Origin of the sequence: Paenibacillus sp. FSL P2-0089 (genome assembly GCF_038595095.1) — a bacterium.
Lineage (GTDB): Bacteria > Bacillota > Bacilli > Paenibacillales > Paenibacillaceae > Paenibacillus_AQ > Paenibacillus_AQ silagei.
Window position 1 is genome coordinate 6,516,337 of record NZ_CP152006.1, and the last position, 16,154, is coordinate 6,532,490.

Genomic DNA, 16,154 nt, shown 5'->3' on the forward strand with positions numbered 1-16,154 from the left:
GGTTTTTGGTCAAACAAAAAGAGCCGATCAGATCAGCTCCAGCTCAATCAACATTTTCTGTTTTAACAACTGATCGGCGGCACGCTGTTCGCTGGCTTTATAATCCTCCAGACTCCGGGCGGAAACCTCATTTGCCGGATAGGCCGGGAAGGCAACCGGGGAGATCTCGTACAGCTCTGCGTTCAGGATGGACCGTTTGTAGAGCTTGCTTTTATCCTCTCGGGTTTCGGATGCCCATTTCTCCTTAGTGACACGCATCCCGAAGGATACGCCGTCCACATCCCCGCGCTGGATAATGGCAAAAGCATCATTCCCGGATGTAGTGTCCGGCAGGTCCAGCTCAAATCGTAGCTCCTGCTTACCGCTCAGGAGCCGCAGCGTACCGCTCTTGGTATTGCCTAGCACCTGTGAGGTATCATGCGACCATAGGCCGACGACATCCCGGGCAGCTAGACTCTCATCAAACGCACCGGCGGCAATTTGTTCCACAAATTCATCACCGTACCAGTCCCGCATTGTTTCGCTGTCGCTCTCATACTTAATCGCGCCGGTGATGGTTCGCTTACTCGGCTGCTCCTCCGTCGCTTCCGTCTCCCGGATCTCCAGTTTCACCGGCATTGCCCGCTTCTCCTTCGTCGGAGTCGGGTTCGTCTTCTTCTGGCTCAGTTTCTTCACCCCCCTTCACGTATTGCTGGCCTGCCATGGTCAACGGAATCACATTGCCGTTGAATAGCAATTGATCCCCGCCCGGCATCGGTGGTTTATCTTCAGCAGCCCGCGCCTCATTCGGGGTAATAAAGCCCTTTTCAATTCCCTTGCCATGGGCTTCGTACCGGGTTTTTAGGTCGGCACGAAGGATAGAATCCACGTTGAATTTGCAATAATACCCGTCGTCCAGCTCCGAATCCATGAACAGTTTGTAGGAAAGCTCCTGTTCATAAGTGGTAAGAATCGACTGCTGAGTGTCGGAATAGAATGCAAGCTGCTGCTGCTCCACATTGCTGTATGTGGCCTTCGCCAAGTCGTTCAATTGGTGCATCTTGACGCCGAAGGCATTGGCAATCTGCCGAAACGTCAGTTCAGTGTTCTGGAGAAACTGCGCGTCCGCCATGCTGATGGATATCGGCGTGAACTGATAGCCGTAAGGCATCATTGCGACTCGGTGACTGTTCTTAAGTCCCGATGTCATGCTTTCAAAATTATCAATGAATACCTTTTTGGCCCCATCATCCAAGGAGCCGGTATATTGCACCAAGCCCTTCACCTGGAGGCCCTGTTTGTAGAAATTGTTGATAAACTTGCCTGCGGAAGCCGCATTTTCGGCGGACGTTCGCAGGTAATCCATCGTATGCACGCCCACCAAGCCGTCCAGCGTAATGCTGCCCTTGAAATGCAGCACCTCGTCCGGCAGCAGCTTACGCTTTTGACCGTTGCCTATGTCCACCTCGTACCATAACCGGGTCTGGCTGGATACAATGCGCAGCGTCGGGTCTGACAAGATCCCGGCATCATCCACAATCACCCGGACTTTGCTGGCATCCATCGGCCACAGCCCGACCACTCTGCCGGTCCGCTTATCAAATTCAATAGAAGCATAGGCGTTCCCCATGGCTCGGTTGGCTTCGATCGCCTTCCAAAAGTCCGCAGCCGACATATACGGATTCGGCCGCAGTTTCAGCAGCCGGTACAAGTAATGTTTCGCTGACTTGGTAATCCCGGAATCGTCCTCCTGGTACACTTTAAGCGGCAGCTTGGATATAGCATCCGACAGCACCTTAATACAGGCATACACCGTGTCCACCTTCAGGGCGTTCCAGCCTTTGATATTGACTTCGCCCGGCCCCACATCCAAACCCAGCCATTCCAGCAGCTTCCGGTCGTTCAGGCCCACTTCATAGCTTCGCGTTTCCGCTTCGTTCCGGCCAAAACCAAACATTCGCGTTAAAAAATTCTGTCTCACACATGCACCCCCTCCCTCCAAGGCATTAGCCCCATAGTTTCTTTAAGAAATCTTCTTTGCTGAACTCTGATACATCCGATGATGTGTCCTCCGTATCAAACATCGCCCGAACAAATGCATTTATGATAGAGGCTGCGGGGTCAATCCGCTGCCGGGATTTCTGTTTATCCAGCATGATATTGTCATTGTGATCTGCCCGGGCTATGGCATTCCCAAAGGCCCAAGCAATGACAGGATCATTGTCGTGGATAATTTTCTTTTCTAAGACGCTGTCTCGGAAGGACTTGGTAGGTTCGCCAAGCGTCTTTATCCCCTGACGGATCTCAACAGGGATGAATCCCTCTGTTTCCATGTTCTGCGCGAACTGAGTGGCGTTGTACGGGTCGAAACAGTTCTCTTGCACCTTCCACCCGTTCGCTTCGATCTGTTCCAGGACGTAGGCTTGTACAAAGCGATAATCCACTACTGCGCCCGGCGTCGCGGTTAGCCACCCCTCCCGCACCCAACGGCTGTAAGGAACCTTGTCCTTCTTCTCCCGCTGAAGCAGGGTTTCCTCTGGCATAAAGGAATGACCCAGGACCGCATAACGCCTATCGTCCAACGGGAACACAAACCCAACGCTTGTTAAGTCAATCTTTGATGATAAATCCACACCCAAATAGCCCAGCTTGCCGCGAAGTTCCGGGAAGGGAACCTCTTCCGAAGCGCCGCAGGACTTCCACCGGTCAGCCCGCAGATATTTTTTCTCTCCCGTCGCCATCCACACATTCATGTTTTTGGTGAGAAAGTCGTCCATTGCTTCCGGCTTCTCCAATGCCTCATTCATACGCGCCCGGATATTGTTGAGTCCTTCGGGATACGATGCCGCAATAGGGTTCGCCTTGAGCCAAGCCTTTTCATCGCGGATATCATCGATCAGGTTCCCTTCTTCGTCTTTGTCCAGCTCATTGACCATGACAAAATACTGCTCATTCTCGGCTTGGTCGGCCGGATCAAGCAGGCGGGACACATAATCATATTCCACACGGTAGCAAGGCCCGCTGACATCCCCGGCAGTGGTAATGACCATCAGCAAAGGCTGCGGTCGCGCCACCATCCCGGAATCCAGGACGTCGTAAATCTCCGTGGTCAGGTGGGCGTGATATTCGTCAATGATGGCCGCCTGCGGGTTCAAGCCGTCTCCGGTCTTCTGGTCTTCTTTGGACAGGGCGCGTATCACGGAGTCCGTTTTGGTGTGTGTAATCCTTCCGTATGCCTCCCGCCATTTCCCCTTCAGCTCTGGGCAGCCTGCAAGCATGGCCTTGGCTTCCTTGTAAACGATTTTCGCCTGTTCAGACTTGGTAGCCCCAATATAGACCTCGGACATGCCCTCACCAAAGGCCATAGCCTCATACGTTGCAACACATCCCAGCGTCTGAGACTTCGCATTCTTCCGGCCTACTTGCCAGTACGCCTTACGAAATCGGCGGTAGCCTTTGTTCATGTCCACCCAGCCGTATACGTTACCGAAGACAAAAACCTGAATGTCATGCGGCTGCAGCCGTTCGCCTTTAAGCACTCCCTTGGTGTGCCGGAATAGGTTCATCCATTCAAAGAATCGCATCGCCCGGTCTTCATCAAAGACATAAGGGAACTCCTTGCTTCCGGCGCGGTCCATATCTCGGAGGAATCGTTCACACGCCTGCTTGTGCTTCTGGCACGCTGGCACATCGTCATGAATGACATCGTAGCAGTAGCTCATCATCCAGTGTTTCAGGCCTAGCATTATACATCACCAAACTTTTGTTCAAATTCGGAAGGTTCCCCCTTTTCGGGTCCTTCCGGAATTACCAACCGGCACCGCGAAGCAATCGTCATACCCAAATCAGCAGCCGCTTGTCTGCACTGTTTGAACAACTTGTCCTGGTTCAGCAATAAATCTGCATAGACCCCGCTGGCTGCTTCCTTGATGGTTGTATTGGGGATCAGTTCCCCGTCCACATCGTCATTCTCCTTCACCTCATACTGAACAATGGGCTTCCGATTGAGTAGCGCCTCGGTTACGTCAAGATACATCTGCCGGGAAATGATATACCGCGCCAAAGCGTCTACATCCAAATTCGACATGATGCCGATCCGTTCCAGTTCCTTCGAAATTTTGTTGAAATCCCGCTTATGCTCCTTGGACAAATAAGAAGGCGCCCGGATTTTATCGGCGGGCGCCTTCACTTCCTGCTTTTTTCTTGTCTCGATCTCCTGTTTGGTCAGGTTCTTTTTTCCCTTGTACAGCAGCAGATCTATCGGTTGCCTTTTCCCAGCCATTTACAAAAACCTCCTTCCCGAACTTTTCAGTGGGGAACTTTATATAAATTAAACTCCGATGCGGTCTCTTAGGGGCCAAAAAATATTTTTTTTCTGGGGCCCCCGGGGTCTGAAATATTTTTCAAAAAGAAAAAAATTAAAAAAATATTTTATTTCCGAATCCACCGTCTTCTCTGGCTGTCTTCTCACTGTGATGGGAAGCGCAGAGCGGCTGCCAGTTACCACGGCGCCAGAACAGCTTGTCGTCACCCTTGTGCGGAATAATATGATCGACTACTGTTGCAGCTTCTACCACGCCCGCAGCCTTACAGACTACGCACAGCGGGTGTTGCTTCAGATACTCTAGTCGTTCCTTCTTCCACTTGTGGCCATAGCCACGGCTTGCTGCTGTCCCTCTGCGCTGCTCCCGCTCCTGCCGGTGCTTGTCACAGCACCCGCCCTTACTCACCAGTTCCCTGCATCCGGGCTTCCCACAGGGCCGCATAGGCTTGCTAGGCATCCCCTACCTTCCCCCTCTCCTGTTATTGAACACAAAAAAACCCGATCAAATGACCGGACTATTTTCATTATTTGATTGACATACGTTAATCAAAATGCTATAATGTATATATAAGGAGGTGATGATAATGAAGACAAGGAAAGACAGAAAGAGGAAAGGGACAACAAAATCAAGTCGGTGACTGGCATCATCAGCTTGATTGTCCAAATCCTCACCCTCATCAAACTACTCCTGAAGTAGTGCAACCCGAAACCTCGGCCCCGCAAGGGGCCAGGCGGTAGGGGATGAATAACAAGGGCTGTCTTTCTTCCAGTATAGCATAATGACAGGAGTGATTAAATATGACTCAAAAGACCACAAATATGGTAACGTATGCCACACTGGTCATTAGTATCATTAACCTGATTATTCTGGCGGTGAAATGGTAATGACGCCATTTAAAGACCAGCAGGAAATGAATGAATGGGTTTCTGAGAATATCCTCTTCACCTCGGAAGCCATGGAGATTATGAACTGCACACGGCAGAATCTTCATAACTTTGTTCAGAAGGGCCGGCTTGTCCCTGTGAAGACTGTCGGCCGTGACCGCCTTTTCCTTCGCTCTGATTTGCTGGAGCTACAGGAGTCTGTCAGTTCCTACAATCGCAAACCTAAAGCAGACAAGCCCGGTGAATGACGCCGGGCTTTCTTTATGCAAAGAAGCACTTTCAGCAACCTTGTAAATAAAAAAGTCCCGTCAATAGACAGGACAAATCCAAATACATACTTTACAATCGTTAAGTATCGTGGTATAATTAATATATAAAGAGAGGAGGTGATAACATTGAAATCAAGAAGCGAAAGACGCTCTGAGGAAAGAGTTGAGCGCATCAAAGCGGTGACTGCAATCATCGTTTTGATCAACTCATTCCTAGCTTTGGTCCTCTCGATCATCGCCATTGCCAAAGTGCTACTTAAGTAGCACAGCCTGAAACTCGGCCCCGCAAGGGGCTGAGAAGTAGGGAGACAATAAAGAGCGTCTTTCACTTCACATTATAACATAGTTTAAATCTAAGGTTAAAGGAGCTGTCAACATGACCAAAAAGACGTATGAAACTCTTATTCTTATCGCCTTCGCCTTCAGTGTCATTGCCTTGCTGCTCACTATTATCACCCTGGCAAAGGTGGGTTGGTAATGTACACTTTCAACAGTAAAGAAGAATTAGCGGAATGGATCTCCCGCGAAGTCTGCGGCGTCTCGGAAGCGATGGAGATACTGGAATCCTCTCGGCAAAATATCCACGGCTTCGTGAAGAACGGCAAGCTTAAGCCAGTCAAAGAAACAGGACGCGAACGTCTATTCTTTCGCTCTGATCTCCTGGAGCGGAAGGAAGCAGCTAAAGCCTACCATACGAAGAAAATTGCGCCCGGTGAATGATGCCGGGCTTTTTTGTGCAAAAAGAGCCGCCTTCCAGCGACTCCCACCCGTCAAAAACATATTAATATATTATTATCAATGGCTTACAACTATAGGTGGCAACCGTAAGACAGAAAATCACATACAAAATAAAAATAGGTTATTTGCTTTGTTGAATGCTATCTTCTGGTCTGCCCGCTGCAACATTACCTGAACTGAACCCTTCTTGATGTCCATTTCATTCGCTATGCTCTGCATGGACATTCCGATAGCGTGATGAAGCACATAACATTGCCGCTCCCGGTCCGAGAGATTCCGCAGGGCATCTTCAATCTTCCACTCTTCTTCTCGGGTTAATGGCCGGCCTACCTCTGCAGGCTCAAACTCAAATTCATAGTCGGTCAGGTATTCCATCCATTGCGGGTCCCATACCTTCGTCCGCTGTGATATGCTGCGCCGCTCCATCGGCCTGCGGTAACCCGGCGGATATCCGGTCTCCATCCATTCGATACTGTATTCCAAGTCGCTCACGCTGGCCGCTATGGCGTTCTTCTCCAGCTTGATAGGTTCCATTTGCTTCCGCAGCTCGTCCCGCTCCTGTTTGGTCTCAGCTACCTTCAGCCGTTCTTTGAGTGGTTCCAATTCCTTCTCCAACTGAGCAAGCTTCCTGTTCAGCCCCCGCTTAGTCTCTTCATAGCTCGCAAGCAGGTCAGTCATTGCGTGTGCCACGGCGGCGGCGTCCATCTGGCTCATTCTGCAGATCACTCAAAATGAACGCTGCGTTGCCCGGCACAAAGATACCGCTGTGCTCCCCTAAGTTGATCCGGTATCCGTCCCGCTCCCGTTTGGCTCTAAAGGATACGCCAGATACGATGTGTCCTGTAGCCGCTGTAAGGCTCTGTGTGGTCTTTATAATCATAGGGGTATGTTCCTCCTTATAAGGATAAGTTCACAGGCTGGCGGCCCCCGCTACGCTGGGTAATTCGGTCGGTCTCGGAGGCCTCCGGCCCTAATGCATCATTTTCTCGGACTGGGAAACTAAAAATCCATCACCAGCTGCCCAGTTACTCCCTTGATATGGTCGCTCCATACAATGTGACTGCTACAACGGTTTGAATCTGCAGGAACAAAATATGCTTGTTTCAGGTTCTTACCGCATCCATTTGATCCGTACCAAATTGAAACTCGTTTCAATACAGTCCCAACTTTCCAACCATACAGGGCTTCATAATTCGTACATGTATTAGCGATTAAAATATATTCTTCCTGTTCGTCTGGAGACAACCTTTCAGAGGGTTTCACTCTTTCACCTTCCTTCGCTATATACGTCACTGCTGCAGCAATCTACTCCCCATGAATCACGACAGAAGCGATAACCGTCTGGATTCGTTCACCTTCAAAGGTTTCGATAGTGTAGGATGCTCTTTCATCAGGTTCACCGCTGTTATACCAGGGAGAAATTGAAAAAGAGAATTCAGGTCTCCCTTCCAAATATTTCGCAACGGTATCCCAAGCTTGCTGTACTTCAGGCGGAATAGGGGTTGTATTCAATGCATTTCCTCCTTCAATGGTTAATTGCTCCGCTCCCCAGCCGCAGCAGGGGCAGTGGTAGGTATTTGACTTGATTTCCTGCATATCCGTGGCGCACTCCAAGCACACCAGAATCATGATCCTCGATCCGCTTCGGCCTGCTCGCCGGGCGTAAGCCGGTTTCTGTCGATTTGCTCAGGTCCCCGGGCATATAGCGGGGCATAACTGTTCGGCGGGATCGCCTTCGGAACATGAAGATAAGCTGCTGGCTGCTCCCATGCTGCAACGTGCGCCCCGAGCTCAGCGCAGCGGTAACGGGGAAGGAATATCCAACCCTCCGGCCGCGCCGGGCGCCATCCGGGGCCACCTGTGATGTAAACGGGCAGCCCGCAGGCCGTAACCTCGGAGCAGGACAGCCATCCGTTTTGATCAGCCATAGCCCATTTCCCTCCGAAGAATCGGCCAGAGCGGTGTCAGATGCCGGATACGAACGTAGCGGCAGCGTTCATGCTCTTGAAGCTTGCCAGCATAGTACTCTAACTGTTCTTGCATGATGATTTCCCAGCAGTGCCGACACACCGGGACGGTTGCCCATCTCGTTGTGGCGTCAAGCTGACAGGTGGGTACTGAGCACGTTTTCCTCAAAGGATCTTCCTCTCCCCTCTATCCCGCTCTTCCTGCTGGAGCTTCGCTTCTTTTTTTGCCTGTAGCTCCGCAAGAAGCTTCTGCTGCAGGGCGATATCCTCGGGAGTGGGGCCGTCCGTTGTCGGCTTGACGACCTCAATATGTGGCTTACCGCTGTACCCTCCGCGCGGCCCCCTGCCGCCTGTCTGCTCGGGCGGCTTGTCCTTGGTCCAAGGTTCGTCAATGCCCTCGGACTTCCAGCGCTTAAGGATGCCCTGCACATAACCCAAATTCCGTTTCCCGGCTAATACAGCCTTTTTCAGAGCCTCGCAAAGCCACCGTTCGGTATAATCCTGGATAAACTCGTTGATATGCTGTTTGGTCACATCGCTGATGGTACCGAATCCTTCGTTTTCAAACATTCTAAAAGCATCGGGAACCGATGGAAGAGGACCACCACCATAAAGGTATTCATCTTCTGTGGAATCGGGCGCAGCCTCGATGCTGCCTTCGTTTCTGTTCTGTTCTTGTTCTCTTCTCTTCTCTTCTGTTAAGTTCTCTTCAGTTAAGTTCTCTTCAGTTCTATTAAGTTCAGAGGGAATATTCGGGAAGTTCCCGGAAGTTCCCGGAAATGCCGGGAACTTAGGATTCGTTCTCTTGTGCAGCCCTTGCTGATGCTTATCAAATTGGATGATTTGAATGAACATTTCGCCACCTACTTCGTACCAGTGAATCAGCCCATATTCGTCTAATCTCCGCAATGAATCGGCTATTTCTCGCTTCGTTTTATCCAGCATTGGAACCACCAAGCCCTTTACCTTACCCGGCGATCCGGCCAGACGACCAAAATCGTCTGTGTGCGGGATCATCCATGTGAAAAGAAGCATGTCGAATATATCTGGCAACTCATTTACTTTTTCCGAAATAGAAATAACTTTAGAAATCATTCTTTTTTCAGCCATCATCCACACATCCTTTGTCTTCCGTGTCGTTACGAGAATTTCCCGGAGTTTCCGGGAATGAACGGGAATAAAATTCCGTCCTTTTATTTAACGCCCACTGTTTGCCGCCAGCAGTATAGTCCACATAATGGTGGCATGTACCGCTGTTGACACTGGGACCACAGAGCATGGCGACATCATTAACGGTGGTTTCTCCTTCAATCTGCCAGCGACGTAGCAGGTGGGCGCATTGTAGGCCTTCCGTGCTTCCGCATTGTTCGCAGCGGCCGCCGGATCTCTCCAACGCCGCCGAGTATACTTCCTTGCTAATTGCCCCTCGCTGTTTGGCGGTTGGCTTATTACGCTTATGCTTCGGTTTCGGGACAGGATGGAACCCGAAGCTAACCACGGCGGGTACCGCCAAACATGTGCTGATTAAGACATGAATAATTGCAGCAAAGCACATTCCCACAACGTACAGCGGACTGACCGAAAAGGATTAACCGACGGCAATCCAGATTTGCACAGGTTCCGACAATTACAAATTTCTCCTTATCTGCTTTTTTCATTGCTTTCCCCCCTAATCCCTGATAAAATCACGGTAATATATTTTGTCAAGCTACAGTCCACGGCTCCTAACCCGTTGGGCTGTTTTTCATTTGTCCACAGATTATCCACATTGTGCGGCGCTTTCCACTGAGCCGCTCCAGATGGTGAGCAAATCATCCCGGTGCCGCCTAAACATCTGAATAGCATGTTGCTCATTAATTTCATCCCCCCGCATTCTTGCATCTTTGCTGGCTTCCAGCCAAAAACGCATTTGATAACGGCATTCCTTCACACCCTCCATCATTGTCCTACTCCTCCCGCCGGATAGGCACCCAGGCTGCAACATAGTTCATCACTTCCTGCAGATCATGCTTAAGCACATCTTTGTAGCTGCTGACGCTCCAGCGGTCCTTGATTTCCTTATGGAGCTGCCGGAACCATTCCCCGCGGGCTTCTTTAATTTGCTCAATCGCACACACTCGTTGGTTAATTGACCTCTGCAGGCGGCGCTGCTGCCCACTGTCCAGCGTGATTTGAGTCTCAAGCTTGTGCTCTACATCCTCCAGCCGTTCATTGATGATCTCCTGACCTGCAAGCAGGTTATGTGTGGCCGCCATCAAAGAGCGCAACGATTCGCGCGAAGAGGCTTGTCCCCTGAAATAGCTATTCACCAACTGACGTTGCACCTTCCAGGCAAGATCATCAGTGAAAGACTTGACCAACATCAAATATCCAGACTCAGTTAGCAGAATGAGCTCCCGGGTCTTTGATGGGTTTGTGCCGACGATATTCGTCGTCGCAAAATTCGCAGCTTCCTGGTTTTGGAGATGCCAGTAATCTTCCCCGGAGATGAACTTCTCTTTGTTGGCTCGGAAATTGCGGCTTGCGGTTCCTTCTGGCCGCCGATGAAGATCATCAATGTCTTTAAAAGTGACGATCCGTTTACCTCCAAACTCTTTGACGGCAAGTTGTTGCTGACTTTGGTTAACCTGAATTTGTACGATTTGGGTCATGGTGTATATCCCTCCAGTGATGTGATGTAACGAACTTCTAAATCATTGATTACTAATTGCATCTCTTTATACCCTGCGTAATGCCGGCGGTACATGGCGATGATCTGCCGTAGTAGGTCCGGCGGTGCTCCGGCGTCCAAGCAGGATTGCAGGGTCATTTTTATAACGTAGGCGTCATTATTCTGCTTCTGACGCTGCTTGCTGCTCCAATTTCTGTTGAGAATTTGGTGCTGTAATCCATAGATTGAAGCGTTACGAGGCTTCTTGACCATTTCAAAGCTCCTTTCCAAATGTTCCCTCTACCTTTAGAATGAAAGTTGTCCAGACTACAAATTCTGTGGAAGGTGTGATTATATGTTTGAGTGGCTTTTTGGAAAAAAACATCAAAAACTCACAATGAATGATATTGATAGCGATTATCGCGTTGTGGGTGTAAGTTTTGATAACTCAAATGGGACGAATAGGCAGACTTTGTTAAAAAAATGCACCATGAATCAAGAAATCACTTTAAAACGCAAAAGAAGTAAGGAGTATCCCAACGCAATTGAAGTGTGGTCTAAGGTTGGACAACTAGGACACATTGCTGATGACGATGCCATTGATCTTGCAGAGATAATAGACAATGGAACCCGATTGACCGCAAAGATTAAAAAAATTACTGGCGGCACTACAGACAAGCCCTCTTTGGGCTGCATAATTACAATTCAAGAAAAATGATTTATGCTCTTTTGTAATAATTTTTCGTTAAATTCTGGATCGGGGAACGGAAGCTACCCGAGTTTTACCCTTGCTTCATTAGGAGTGAGCTTCCCGGTCCGGATCAACTCCGAAACCTTCGCCGCTTCGCTCTTTAAATTTCGCTCCACAGATTGCTGAACCGCTTTTTCAAATTCTGCAATACCCGGTGGTGTGCCTGGATTCGATAATGAAATGATAATTTTAGGTGCGAAGGTCGTCATTCTGGCGGCTTTCTTTTTTCTGGCCTGTCTTCTGAACATTTCTCTTCCTCCTTCTTGTCTATAAAGTGTGGTTATGATGGCTGATTAACGTATCAGCTTAGAGCGCGACTTATTTAACGCCTCAAAATTCATATCCAGAAACTTACTCATTTCAGAAGCCCGAAACATCCAGCGTCCGCCTTCACCGCCATTAGAACAAAAGCGCATTTCCTGTTTGAAAGCTGGATTAAGCAAAATGTTCGCAATGAGCCAATCGCGCTTTCGGCACGTTTCTGCTTCGAGTCTCTTCATATCCCACCAAATGCCTGAACCTTGATCTTTCATTTGCCGCTTGATCTCAGCTTCAGCAAGTTGCCGGACATAATCGGGATCAATGACAACTTGTATCACTGGTGTTTCCATAATGCCTCCCCTCCTTCGAGAAAAGATATTCAATAGGACATTCTGGAAAAAGAATTCTTTTTATTTCAAATGCTTCTTCCAAAGTGAACTTTGTCTTCCCGTTTGTTTTATCCACTACAGTTGCGTATCGAACCCCTAAAACCTTTTGCAAATCCCCCTTTTTAATTTTTCTTCTAGCCATTTCTGCCTCCAAGTTCGGGAACATATTCTCCCTCCTCTCGATATTCAATTTCGTATCGCAATGTCAGATTATACTCAATTTCGCCTTTAGTCAACCCTGAAAAAGATAAAAAAAACGAAAATGAGTATTTACATTTTATAAGAAGCTGGATATACTAGGATGTAGATACGAAATAACGTACACCACATACGTTAAGGGAGGATTAGCCGTGCGTAGGGCAGAAGTTGTCAAAAGACTGATAGACGAATCTGGACTTAATACAAAAGCTTTTGCAGAAAAAGCAGGTCTTCCATACACAACTTTAAGGTCGATGTTAACGAGAGGATTAGGTGGAGCTGCTATTGACAATGTTCTAAAGGTGACAAAAGCCTTGGGAATTTCAATTGATGAACTAGAAAAAATGTCAAATCCAACCGAGCAAAACAATCAAGGTGATTCATTTATGAGCGCTAGTGATATTGCCGAGTTTGAAGCCTTTATTAATAATCCAGAGCATGGTCTTTTCTTCAAGGATTATTTAGATGCACCCGAAAAACGTAAAAAAGACCTGCAAAAGGTCTGGGAGATAATTAAACGCGCATCCGAAGATGATAATTAATTTCTGTAGCACCAGCTATCAGGCTGGTTCTGCATACCCATACATACGAACATACGATCTCACAGGAGGGTTACCATGTTTAAATATTACAAAAAAACTCATCTTGAATATTTCATAGAACAGCTTTATCTCAACAATCAGATTCTGATTCCTGAAGACATAAGTGCTGACTTCATCGCGCACAAACTAGATATATCAATCAAGTTTTTAAATTCAGAAAGTCTATCTCATGAAACGAAAACCGGAAAGAGGATTATTTTTCTAAATGATCATAAATCATCTTTTGAGCAAAGAGACGATTTTCTTCACGAATTATGCCATTTGTTACGGCACGCCGGTAACCAGGCAACCTTACCTTCTCCTTTTGTTCAATATCAGGAAGAGGATGCAGAATTGTTTGTTCTTTATGCTTCCTTACCCTTCTTCATGATTAAGGAATTAAATCTTCCCCCGGATCATGGACAAGCTATACAACAAATTTCCTCAACCTTTTCAGTAAGTATGGAACAAGCACGTAAACGGTATGAACAAATCTTACGCCGAGAATTTGAAGCACTCATGTGTGCAGAGTCGGCGGCTACATACCAATTAAAAAAGGAGGTGAAAACAGTTATGAGTAAACCTGTGGAGTTTGCCGTCTATTTTGACCCCTCTGGAATATCTGACGGGCCTTCACAACTTGTTGTAACCATAGATGAATGGACCCTTATGAACTGCCGGGAAATTGAATTGCCTATCGGGGAACGTCTTGCAGAGATTGATTTAGAAGAAATGCAGCAAATTGAATGTGTACCTGCCCTCAGCAGCGACGTAATCTGTTTTGACAGTAAAGTTACACTGCAGGTCCATCAGCTTTTGCACAGGCATGGATTAAAGAAAAACTGCTTTGTTATTCACATGAACGATGTAGAAATGAAGATTGCCCGGGATCAGGCTATGACCCGAAACCTATCATGGTAAGGAGGAATTGTTTTGGCTAGTTTTCAAAAATATACGACTAAAGACGGGCCTCGTTGGATGTACCAGTATTATGCTGGAATCAACCCTGAAACCGGAAAACGAAAAAAGTCTACTAAACGAGGATTCAAAACAAAGAAAGAAGCTCAACTGGACGCAGCTCAAACAGAAAAAGAAGTGGCAGACGGGTCATTTGTTTCCCAGGATAAAACAACAACATTTCAGCAAGTGTATGAACAATGGTACGAAACTAATTCACCAAATTTCAAACCAAGCACAAAGAAGGCTGTTTTATCTAAATTCAAGAAGCAACTGCTTCCCCACTTTGGAGCGATCAAAATGCGAGATATCACCCGCTCATACTGTCAGGAAGTCATAAATAAGATGGCGAAAGAGATCAAAACAATTGATAACATGAAGATGTATGCCAATCAGATATTTGAGTACGCCATCTTTATGGATATAAGAACTACCAATCCCATGAAGGGCGTAGTCCTCCCCAAGGGGGAAAATGAACATTTAGCGAATGAAGATGATCTGCAGAGAAATTATTGGGAGAAGCACGAAATAAGAAAATTCCTCGGGATTGTTAAGAATGAATGCTCCCAGCGCGACTACATGATGTTTCATCTACTGATTTATACCGGCGCGCGAAAAGGAGAAATTCTAGCACTCCGTTGGAATGACATTGATTTTAAGAACAAAAGCGTGACGCTAAACAAAACTTTATTTCAAGATAAGACAGGCTTTATGGATCTAACATCTAAGACAGCCGCTTCTAGGCGTATCCTGAGTTTGGATGATACAACCCTTGGGTTGCTCCGAAAGCACCGCTCAGAGCAAAACAGAGGCCCTGTAGCACCTATAGGCACCAAAGACGACCGATACATTTTTGCAAGAGAGGACGGAACACCCACACGGCTAGCATACCCTAACGACAAACTGGCTGAGATAATCCGCGTACACTCGCTACACCCTGTCACAGTCCACGGTTTGCGTCATACCCATGCTTCGCTACTCTTCGAAGCCGGGGCAAGCATAAAGGAGGTCCAGGAACGTTTAGGGCACTCCGACATCAAAATGACCATGAATATATACACGCACGTGACTAGAACTGTTAAAGAAAAGACTGCGGATCGCTTTGAGAAGTTTATGGAGTCAGAGGATAAAATAACAGGCACGGATGTGATGAACAATAATGGCGAGGATAATTAGAGTCAAAATAGAGTCACGGACTACCACAGGGCAAAATTAAAGCCCCTGACCACGAGGGCCAAGGGCTGAAATTCCTTGATGCTATGCGATTCTTAACGTTTCGAGAACTGTGGAGCGCGACGAGCAGCTTTGAGGCCGTATTTCTTACGTTCCTTCATACGTGGGTCACGTGTCAGGAAGCCGGCTTTCTTCAGCGTACCGCGATATTCAGGGTCTACTTTGAGCAATGCACGGGAAATCCCGTGACGGATTGCGCCAGCTTGACCAGAAATGCCGCCACCATGTGCAAGTACGATTACATCGTAGCTGCCCAGAGTTTCAGTCAGGTTCAAAGGTTGTCTTACGATCATCTTCAGTGTTTCAACACCGAAATATTCGTCCATCTCACGTTTGTTAATGACAATGCGTCCTTCACCCGGTACAAGGCGAACACGTGCTACCGAATGTTTACGACGACCTGTCCCATAGTATTGTACTTGTGCCATGAAACTGTCCTCCTTTATTCTTATCCGCGAAGTTCGTAAACTTCAGGTTTTTGTGCTGCATGTGGATGTTCAGCGCCTGCATATACTTTGAGTCTCAGCTTCATGTGATTACCTTGACGAGTCTTAGGAATCATGCCATGAACTGCGAATTCAATCATACGCTCAGGTTTGGTCTTGAGCAGTTCTTCCGCAACGGTAACTTTCAAGCCACCTGGGTGCATCGAGTGACGGTAGTATTTCTTGTTTTGCATTTTCTTACCTGTGAGGTGAATCTTCTCAGCGTTGATAACAATTACGAAATCACCAGTATCAACGTGTGGAGTGAATTGCGGTTTGTGTTTGCCGCGGATCAGGGCAGCGGCTTCGCTTGCCAAACGGCCAAGTGTTTTGCCTTCGGCATCAATGATGTGCCAATTGCGTTCAACTTCGTTCGGCTTCGCCATGTAGGTGGTACGCATGAATTTTTCCTCCTTGTTCTCGTACGAAAATCATCTGTTTCGTATATCTTGTTTCGCGATTGAATTACAATTTAGTGAGTTAAAAA

General features: G+C 47.7%; 27 protein-coding genes. 7 read left to right on the top strand and 20 right to left on the bottom strand.

Features of this window, described 5'->3' with window-relative positions; all coding sequences use genetic code 11:
* Positions 1-27: 27 nt before the first annotated feature.
* From NST69_RS27630 to NST69_RS27650, 5 genes are all read right to left on the bottom strand, one after another.
* Positions 28-618, bottom strand: a complete 591-nt coding sequence (locus tag NST69_RS27630) for an HK97 family phage prohead protease (protein ID WP_342547666.1) — start codon at positions 616-618, stop codon at positions 28-30.
* Entirely contained in the window at positions 563-1,936 is a 1,374-nt protein-coding gene (locus tag NST69_RS27635) for a phage portal protein (RefSeq protein WP_342550228.1), read from the bottom strand. Before NST69_RS27635 ends, NST69_RS27630 begins: the two co-directional genes overlap by 56 nt.
* A 49-nt stretch (positions 1,937-1,985) precedes the next feature.
* Positions 1,986-3,725: a terminase TerL endonuclease subunit gene (locus tag NST69_RS27640; RefSeq protein ID WP_342547667.1), complete on the bottom strand. Its 1,740-nt coding sequence runs from the start codon at positions 3,723-3,725 to the stop codon at positions 1,986-1,988.
* Positions 3,725-4,261, bottom strand: a complete 537-nt coding sequence (locus tag NST69_RS27645) for a phage terminase small subunit P27 family (RefSeq protein WP_342547668.1) — start codon at positions 4,259-4,261, stop codon at positions 3,725-3,727. The genes NST69_RS27640 and NST69_RS27645 overlap by 1 nt, the downstream gene beginning before the upstream one ends.
* Positions 4,262-4,397: 136 nt before the next feature.
* Positions 4,398-4,760: an HNH endonuclease gene (locus NST69_RS27650; protein WP_342547669.1), complete on the bottom strand. Its 363-nt coding sequence runs from the start codon at positions 4,758-4,760 to the stop codon at positions 4,398-4,400.
* 427 nt (positions 4,761-5,187) lie between these two features.
* On the opposite strand from NST69_RS27650, the gene NST69_RS27655 reads away from it, so the two are divergent.
* The 3 genes from NST69_RS27655 to NST69_RS27665 all read left to right on the top strand — a co-directional run bounded on the left by NST69_RS27655 (position 5,188) and on the right by NST69_RS27665 (position 6,177).
* Positions 5,188-5,436, top strand: coding sequence for a helix-turn-helix domain-containing protein (locus tag NST69_RS27655; protein WP_340947239.1), 249 nt, complete (start codon positions 5,188-5,190; stop codon positions 5,434-5,436).
* Positions 5,437-5,583: 147 nt separating this feature from the next.
* A complete protein-coding gene (locus NST69_RS27660; protein WP_340947240.1) occupies positions 5,584-5,721 on the top strand; it encodes a hypothetical protein in 138 nt (45 codons plus the stop codon).
* Positions 5,722-5,934: 213 nt separating this feature from the next.
* Positions 5,935-6,177 carry a helix-turn-helix domain-containing protein gene (locus NST69_RS27665; protein WP_340947241.1) on the top strand — a complete coding sequence of 81 codons (243 nt, stop codon included), beginning with the start codon at positions 5,935-5,937 and terminating at the stop codon, positions 6,175-6,177.
* A gap of 117 nt (positions 6,178-6,294) precedes the next feature.
* On the opposite strand, the gene NST69_RS27670 is transcribed toward NST69_RS27665, so the two are convergent.
* The 10 genes from NST69_RS27670 to NST69_RS27715 all read right to left on the bottom strand — a co-directional run bounded on the left by NST69_RS27670 (position 6,295) and on the right by NST69_RS27715 (position 11,085).
* On the bottom strand, positions 6,295-6,909 hold the full coding sequence (locus tag NST69_RS27670; RefSeq protein WP_342547670.1) for a sigma factor-like helix-turn-helix DNA-binding protein: 615 nt from the start codon (positions 6,907-6,909) through the stop codon (positions 6,295-6,297).
* Complete coding sequence (locus NST69_RS27675; RefSeq protein WP_340947244.1) at positions 6,866-7,075, bottom strand: hypothetical protein; 210 nt, start codon at positions 7,073-7,075, stop codon at positions 6,866-6,868. Before NST69_RS27675 ends, NST69_RS27670 begins: the two co-directional genes overlap by 44 nt.
* Before the next feature lie 119 nt (positions 7,076-7,194).
* Positions 7,195-7,458 carry a hypothetical protein gene (locus NST69_RS27680; RefSeq protein WP_342547671.1) on the bottom strand — a complete coding sequence of 88 codons (264 nt, stop codon included), beginning with the start codon at positions 7,456-7,458 and terminating at the stop codon, positions 7,195-7,197.
* A 42-nt stretch (positions 7,459-7,500) separates the two neighbouring features.
* Positions 7,501-7,791: a hypothetical protein gene (locus tag NST69_RS27685; RefSeq protein ID WP_342547672.1), complete on the bottom strand. Its 291-nt coding sequence runs from the start codon at positions 7,789-7,791 to the stop codon at positions 7,501-7,503.
* A gap of 29 nt (positions 7,792-7,820) precedes the next feature.
* Positions 7,821-8,123 carry a hypothetical protein gene (locus NST69_RS27690; protein ID WP_342547673.1) on the bottom strand — a complete coding sequence of 101 codons (303 nt, stop codon included), beginning with the start codon at positions 8,121-8,123 and terminating at the stop codon, positions 7,821-7,823.
* A complete protein-coding gene (locus NST69_RS27695; RefSeq protein WP_342547674.1) occupies positions 8,116-8,238 on the bottom strand; it encodes a hypothetical protein in 123 nt (40 codons plus the stop codon). Before NST69_RS27695 ends, NST69_RS27690 begins: the two co-directional genes overlap by 8 nt.
* Positions 8,239-8,327: 89 nt before the next feature.
* A complete protein-coding gene (locus NST69_RS27700) occupies positions 8,328-9,272 on the bottom strand; it encodes a DnaD domain protein (RefSeq protein WP_342547675.1) in 945 nt (314 codons plus the stop codon).
* Positions 9,273-9,921: 649 nt separating this feature from the next.
* Positions 9,922-10,104, bottom strand: coding sequence for a hypothetical protein (locus NST69_RS27705; RefSeq protein ID WP_342547676.1), 183 nt, complete (start codon positions 10,102-10,104; stop codon positions 9,922-9,924).
* Positions 10,105-10,108: 4 nt separating this feature from the next.
* Positions 10,109-10,813 carry an ORF6N domain-containing protein gene (locus tag NST69_RS27710; protein ID WP_342547677.1) on the bottom strand — a complete coding sequence of 235 codons (705 nt, stop codon included), beginning with the start codon at positions 10,811-10,813 and terminating at the stop codon, positions 10,109-10,111.
* Positions 10,810-11,085, bottom strand: a complete 276-nt coding sequence (locus tag NST69_RS27715; RefSeq protein WP_342547678.1) for a hypothetical protein — start codon at positions 11,083-11,085, stop codon at positions 10,810-10,812. Before NST69_RS27715 ends, NST69_RS27710 begins: the two co-directional genes overlap by 4 nt.
* 82 nt (positions 11,086-11,167) lie before the next feature.
* On the opposite strand from NST69_RS27715, the gene NST69_RS27720 reads away from it, so the two are divergent.
* Positions 11,168-11,530 carry an HIRAN domain-containing protein gene (locus NST69_RS27720; RefSeq protein WP_342547679.1) on the top strand — a complete coding sequence of 121 codons (363 nt, stop codon included), beginning with the start codon at positions 11,168-11,170 and terminating at the stop codon, positions 11,528-11,530.
* Between the two features lie 53 nt (positions 11,531-11,583).
* On the opposite strand, the gene NST69_RS27725 is transcribed toward NST69_RS27720, so the two are convergent.
* From NST69_RS27725 to NST69_RS27735, 3 genes are read right to left on the bottom strand one after another with little or no spacing between them, the layout of a single operon-like run.
* Entirely contained in the window at positions 11,584-11,811 is a 228-nt protein-coding gene (locus tag NST69_RS27725; RefSeq protein ID WP_342547680.1) for a hypothetical protein, read from the bottom strand.
* A 45-nt stretch (positions 11,812-11,856) separates the two neighbouring features.
* On the bottom strand, positions 11,857-12,174 hold the full coding sequence (locus NST69_RS27730; protein WP_342547681.1) for a DUF771 domain-containing protein: 318 nt from the start codon (positions 12,172-12,174) through the stop codon (positions 11,857-11,859).
* The gene (locus tag NST69_RS27735) at positions 12,143-12,379 is read right to left on the bottom strand and encodes an XRE family transcriptional regulator (RefSeq protein WP_342547682.1); all 237 of its coding nucleotides are present in this window, start codon (positions 12,377-12,379) and stop codon (positions 12,143-12,145) included. The genes NST69_RS27730 and NST69_RS27735 overlap by 32 nt, the downstream gene beginning before the upstream one ends.
* Before the next feature lie 184 nt (positions 12,380-12,563).
* Between NST69_RS27735 and NST69_RS27740 the strand changes: the two genes are divergently transcribed.
* From NST69_RS27740 to NST69_RS27750, 3 genes are all read left to right on the top strand, one after another.
* Positions 12,564-12,953 carry a helix-turn-helix transcriptional regulator gene (locus NST69_RS27740; protein WP_342547683.1) on the top strand — a complete coding sequence of 130 codons (390 nt, stop codon included), beginning with the start codon at positions 12,564-12,566 and terminating at the stop codon, positions 12,951-12,953.
* A 75-nt stretch (positions 12,954-13,028) separates the two neighbouring features.
* Positions 13,029-13,913 (top strand): ImmA/IrrE family metallo-endopeptidase, encoded by an 885-nt coding sequence (locus NST69_RS27745; protein ID WP_342547684.1) that lies wholly within the window; start codon positions 13,029-13,031, stop codon positions 13,911-13,913.
* Positions 13,914-13,925: 12 nt separating this feature from the next.
* Entirely contained in the window at positions 13,926-15,125 is a 1,200-nt protein-coding gene (locus NST69_RS27750; protein ID WP_342547685.1) for a site-specific integrase, read from the top strand.
* A gap of 92 nt (positions 15,126-15,217) precedes the next feature.
* Here the strand turns inward: NST69_RS27750 and rpsI are convergent, their stop codons facing one another.
* The gene (rpsI, locus tag NST69_RS27755) at positions 15,218-15,610 is read right to left on the bottom strand and encodes a 30S ribosomal protein S9 (RefSeq protein WP_036692433.1); all 393 of its coding nucleotides are present in this window, start codon (positions 15,608-15,610) and stop codon (positions 15,218-15,220) included.
* 20 nt (positions 15,611-15,630) lie between these two features.
* Complete coding sequence (rplM, locus tag NST69_RS27760) at positions 15,631-16,068, bottom strand: 50S ribosomal protein L13 (RefSeq protein ID WP_036721811.1); 438 nt, start codon at positions 16,066-16,068, stop codon at positions 15,631-15,633.
* Between the last annotated feature and the right edge of the window lie 86 nt (positions 16,069-16,154).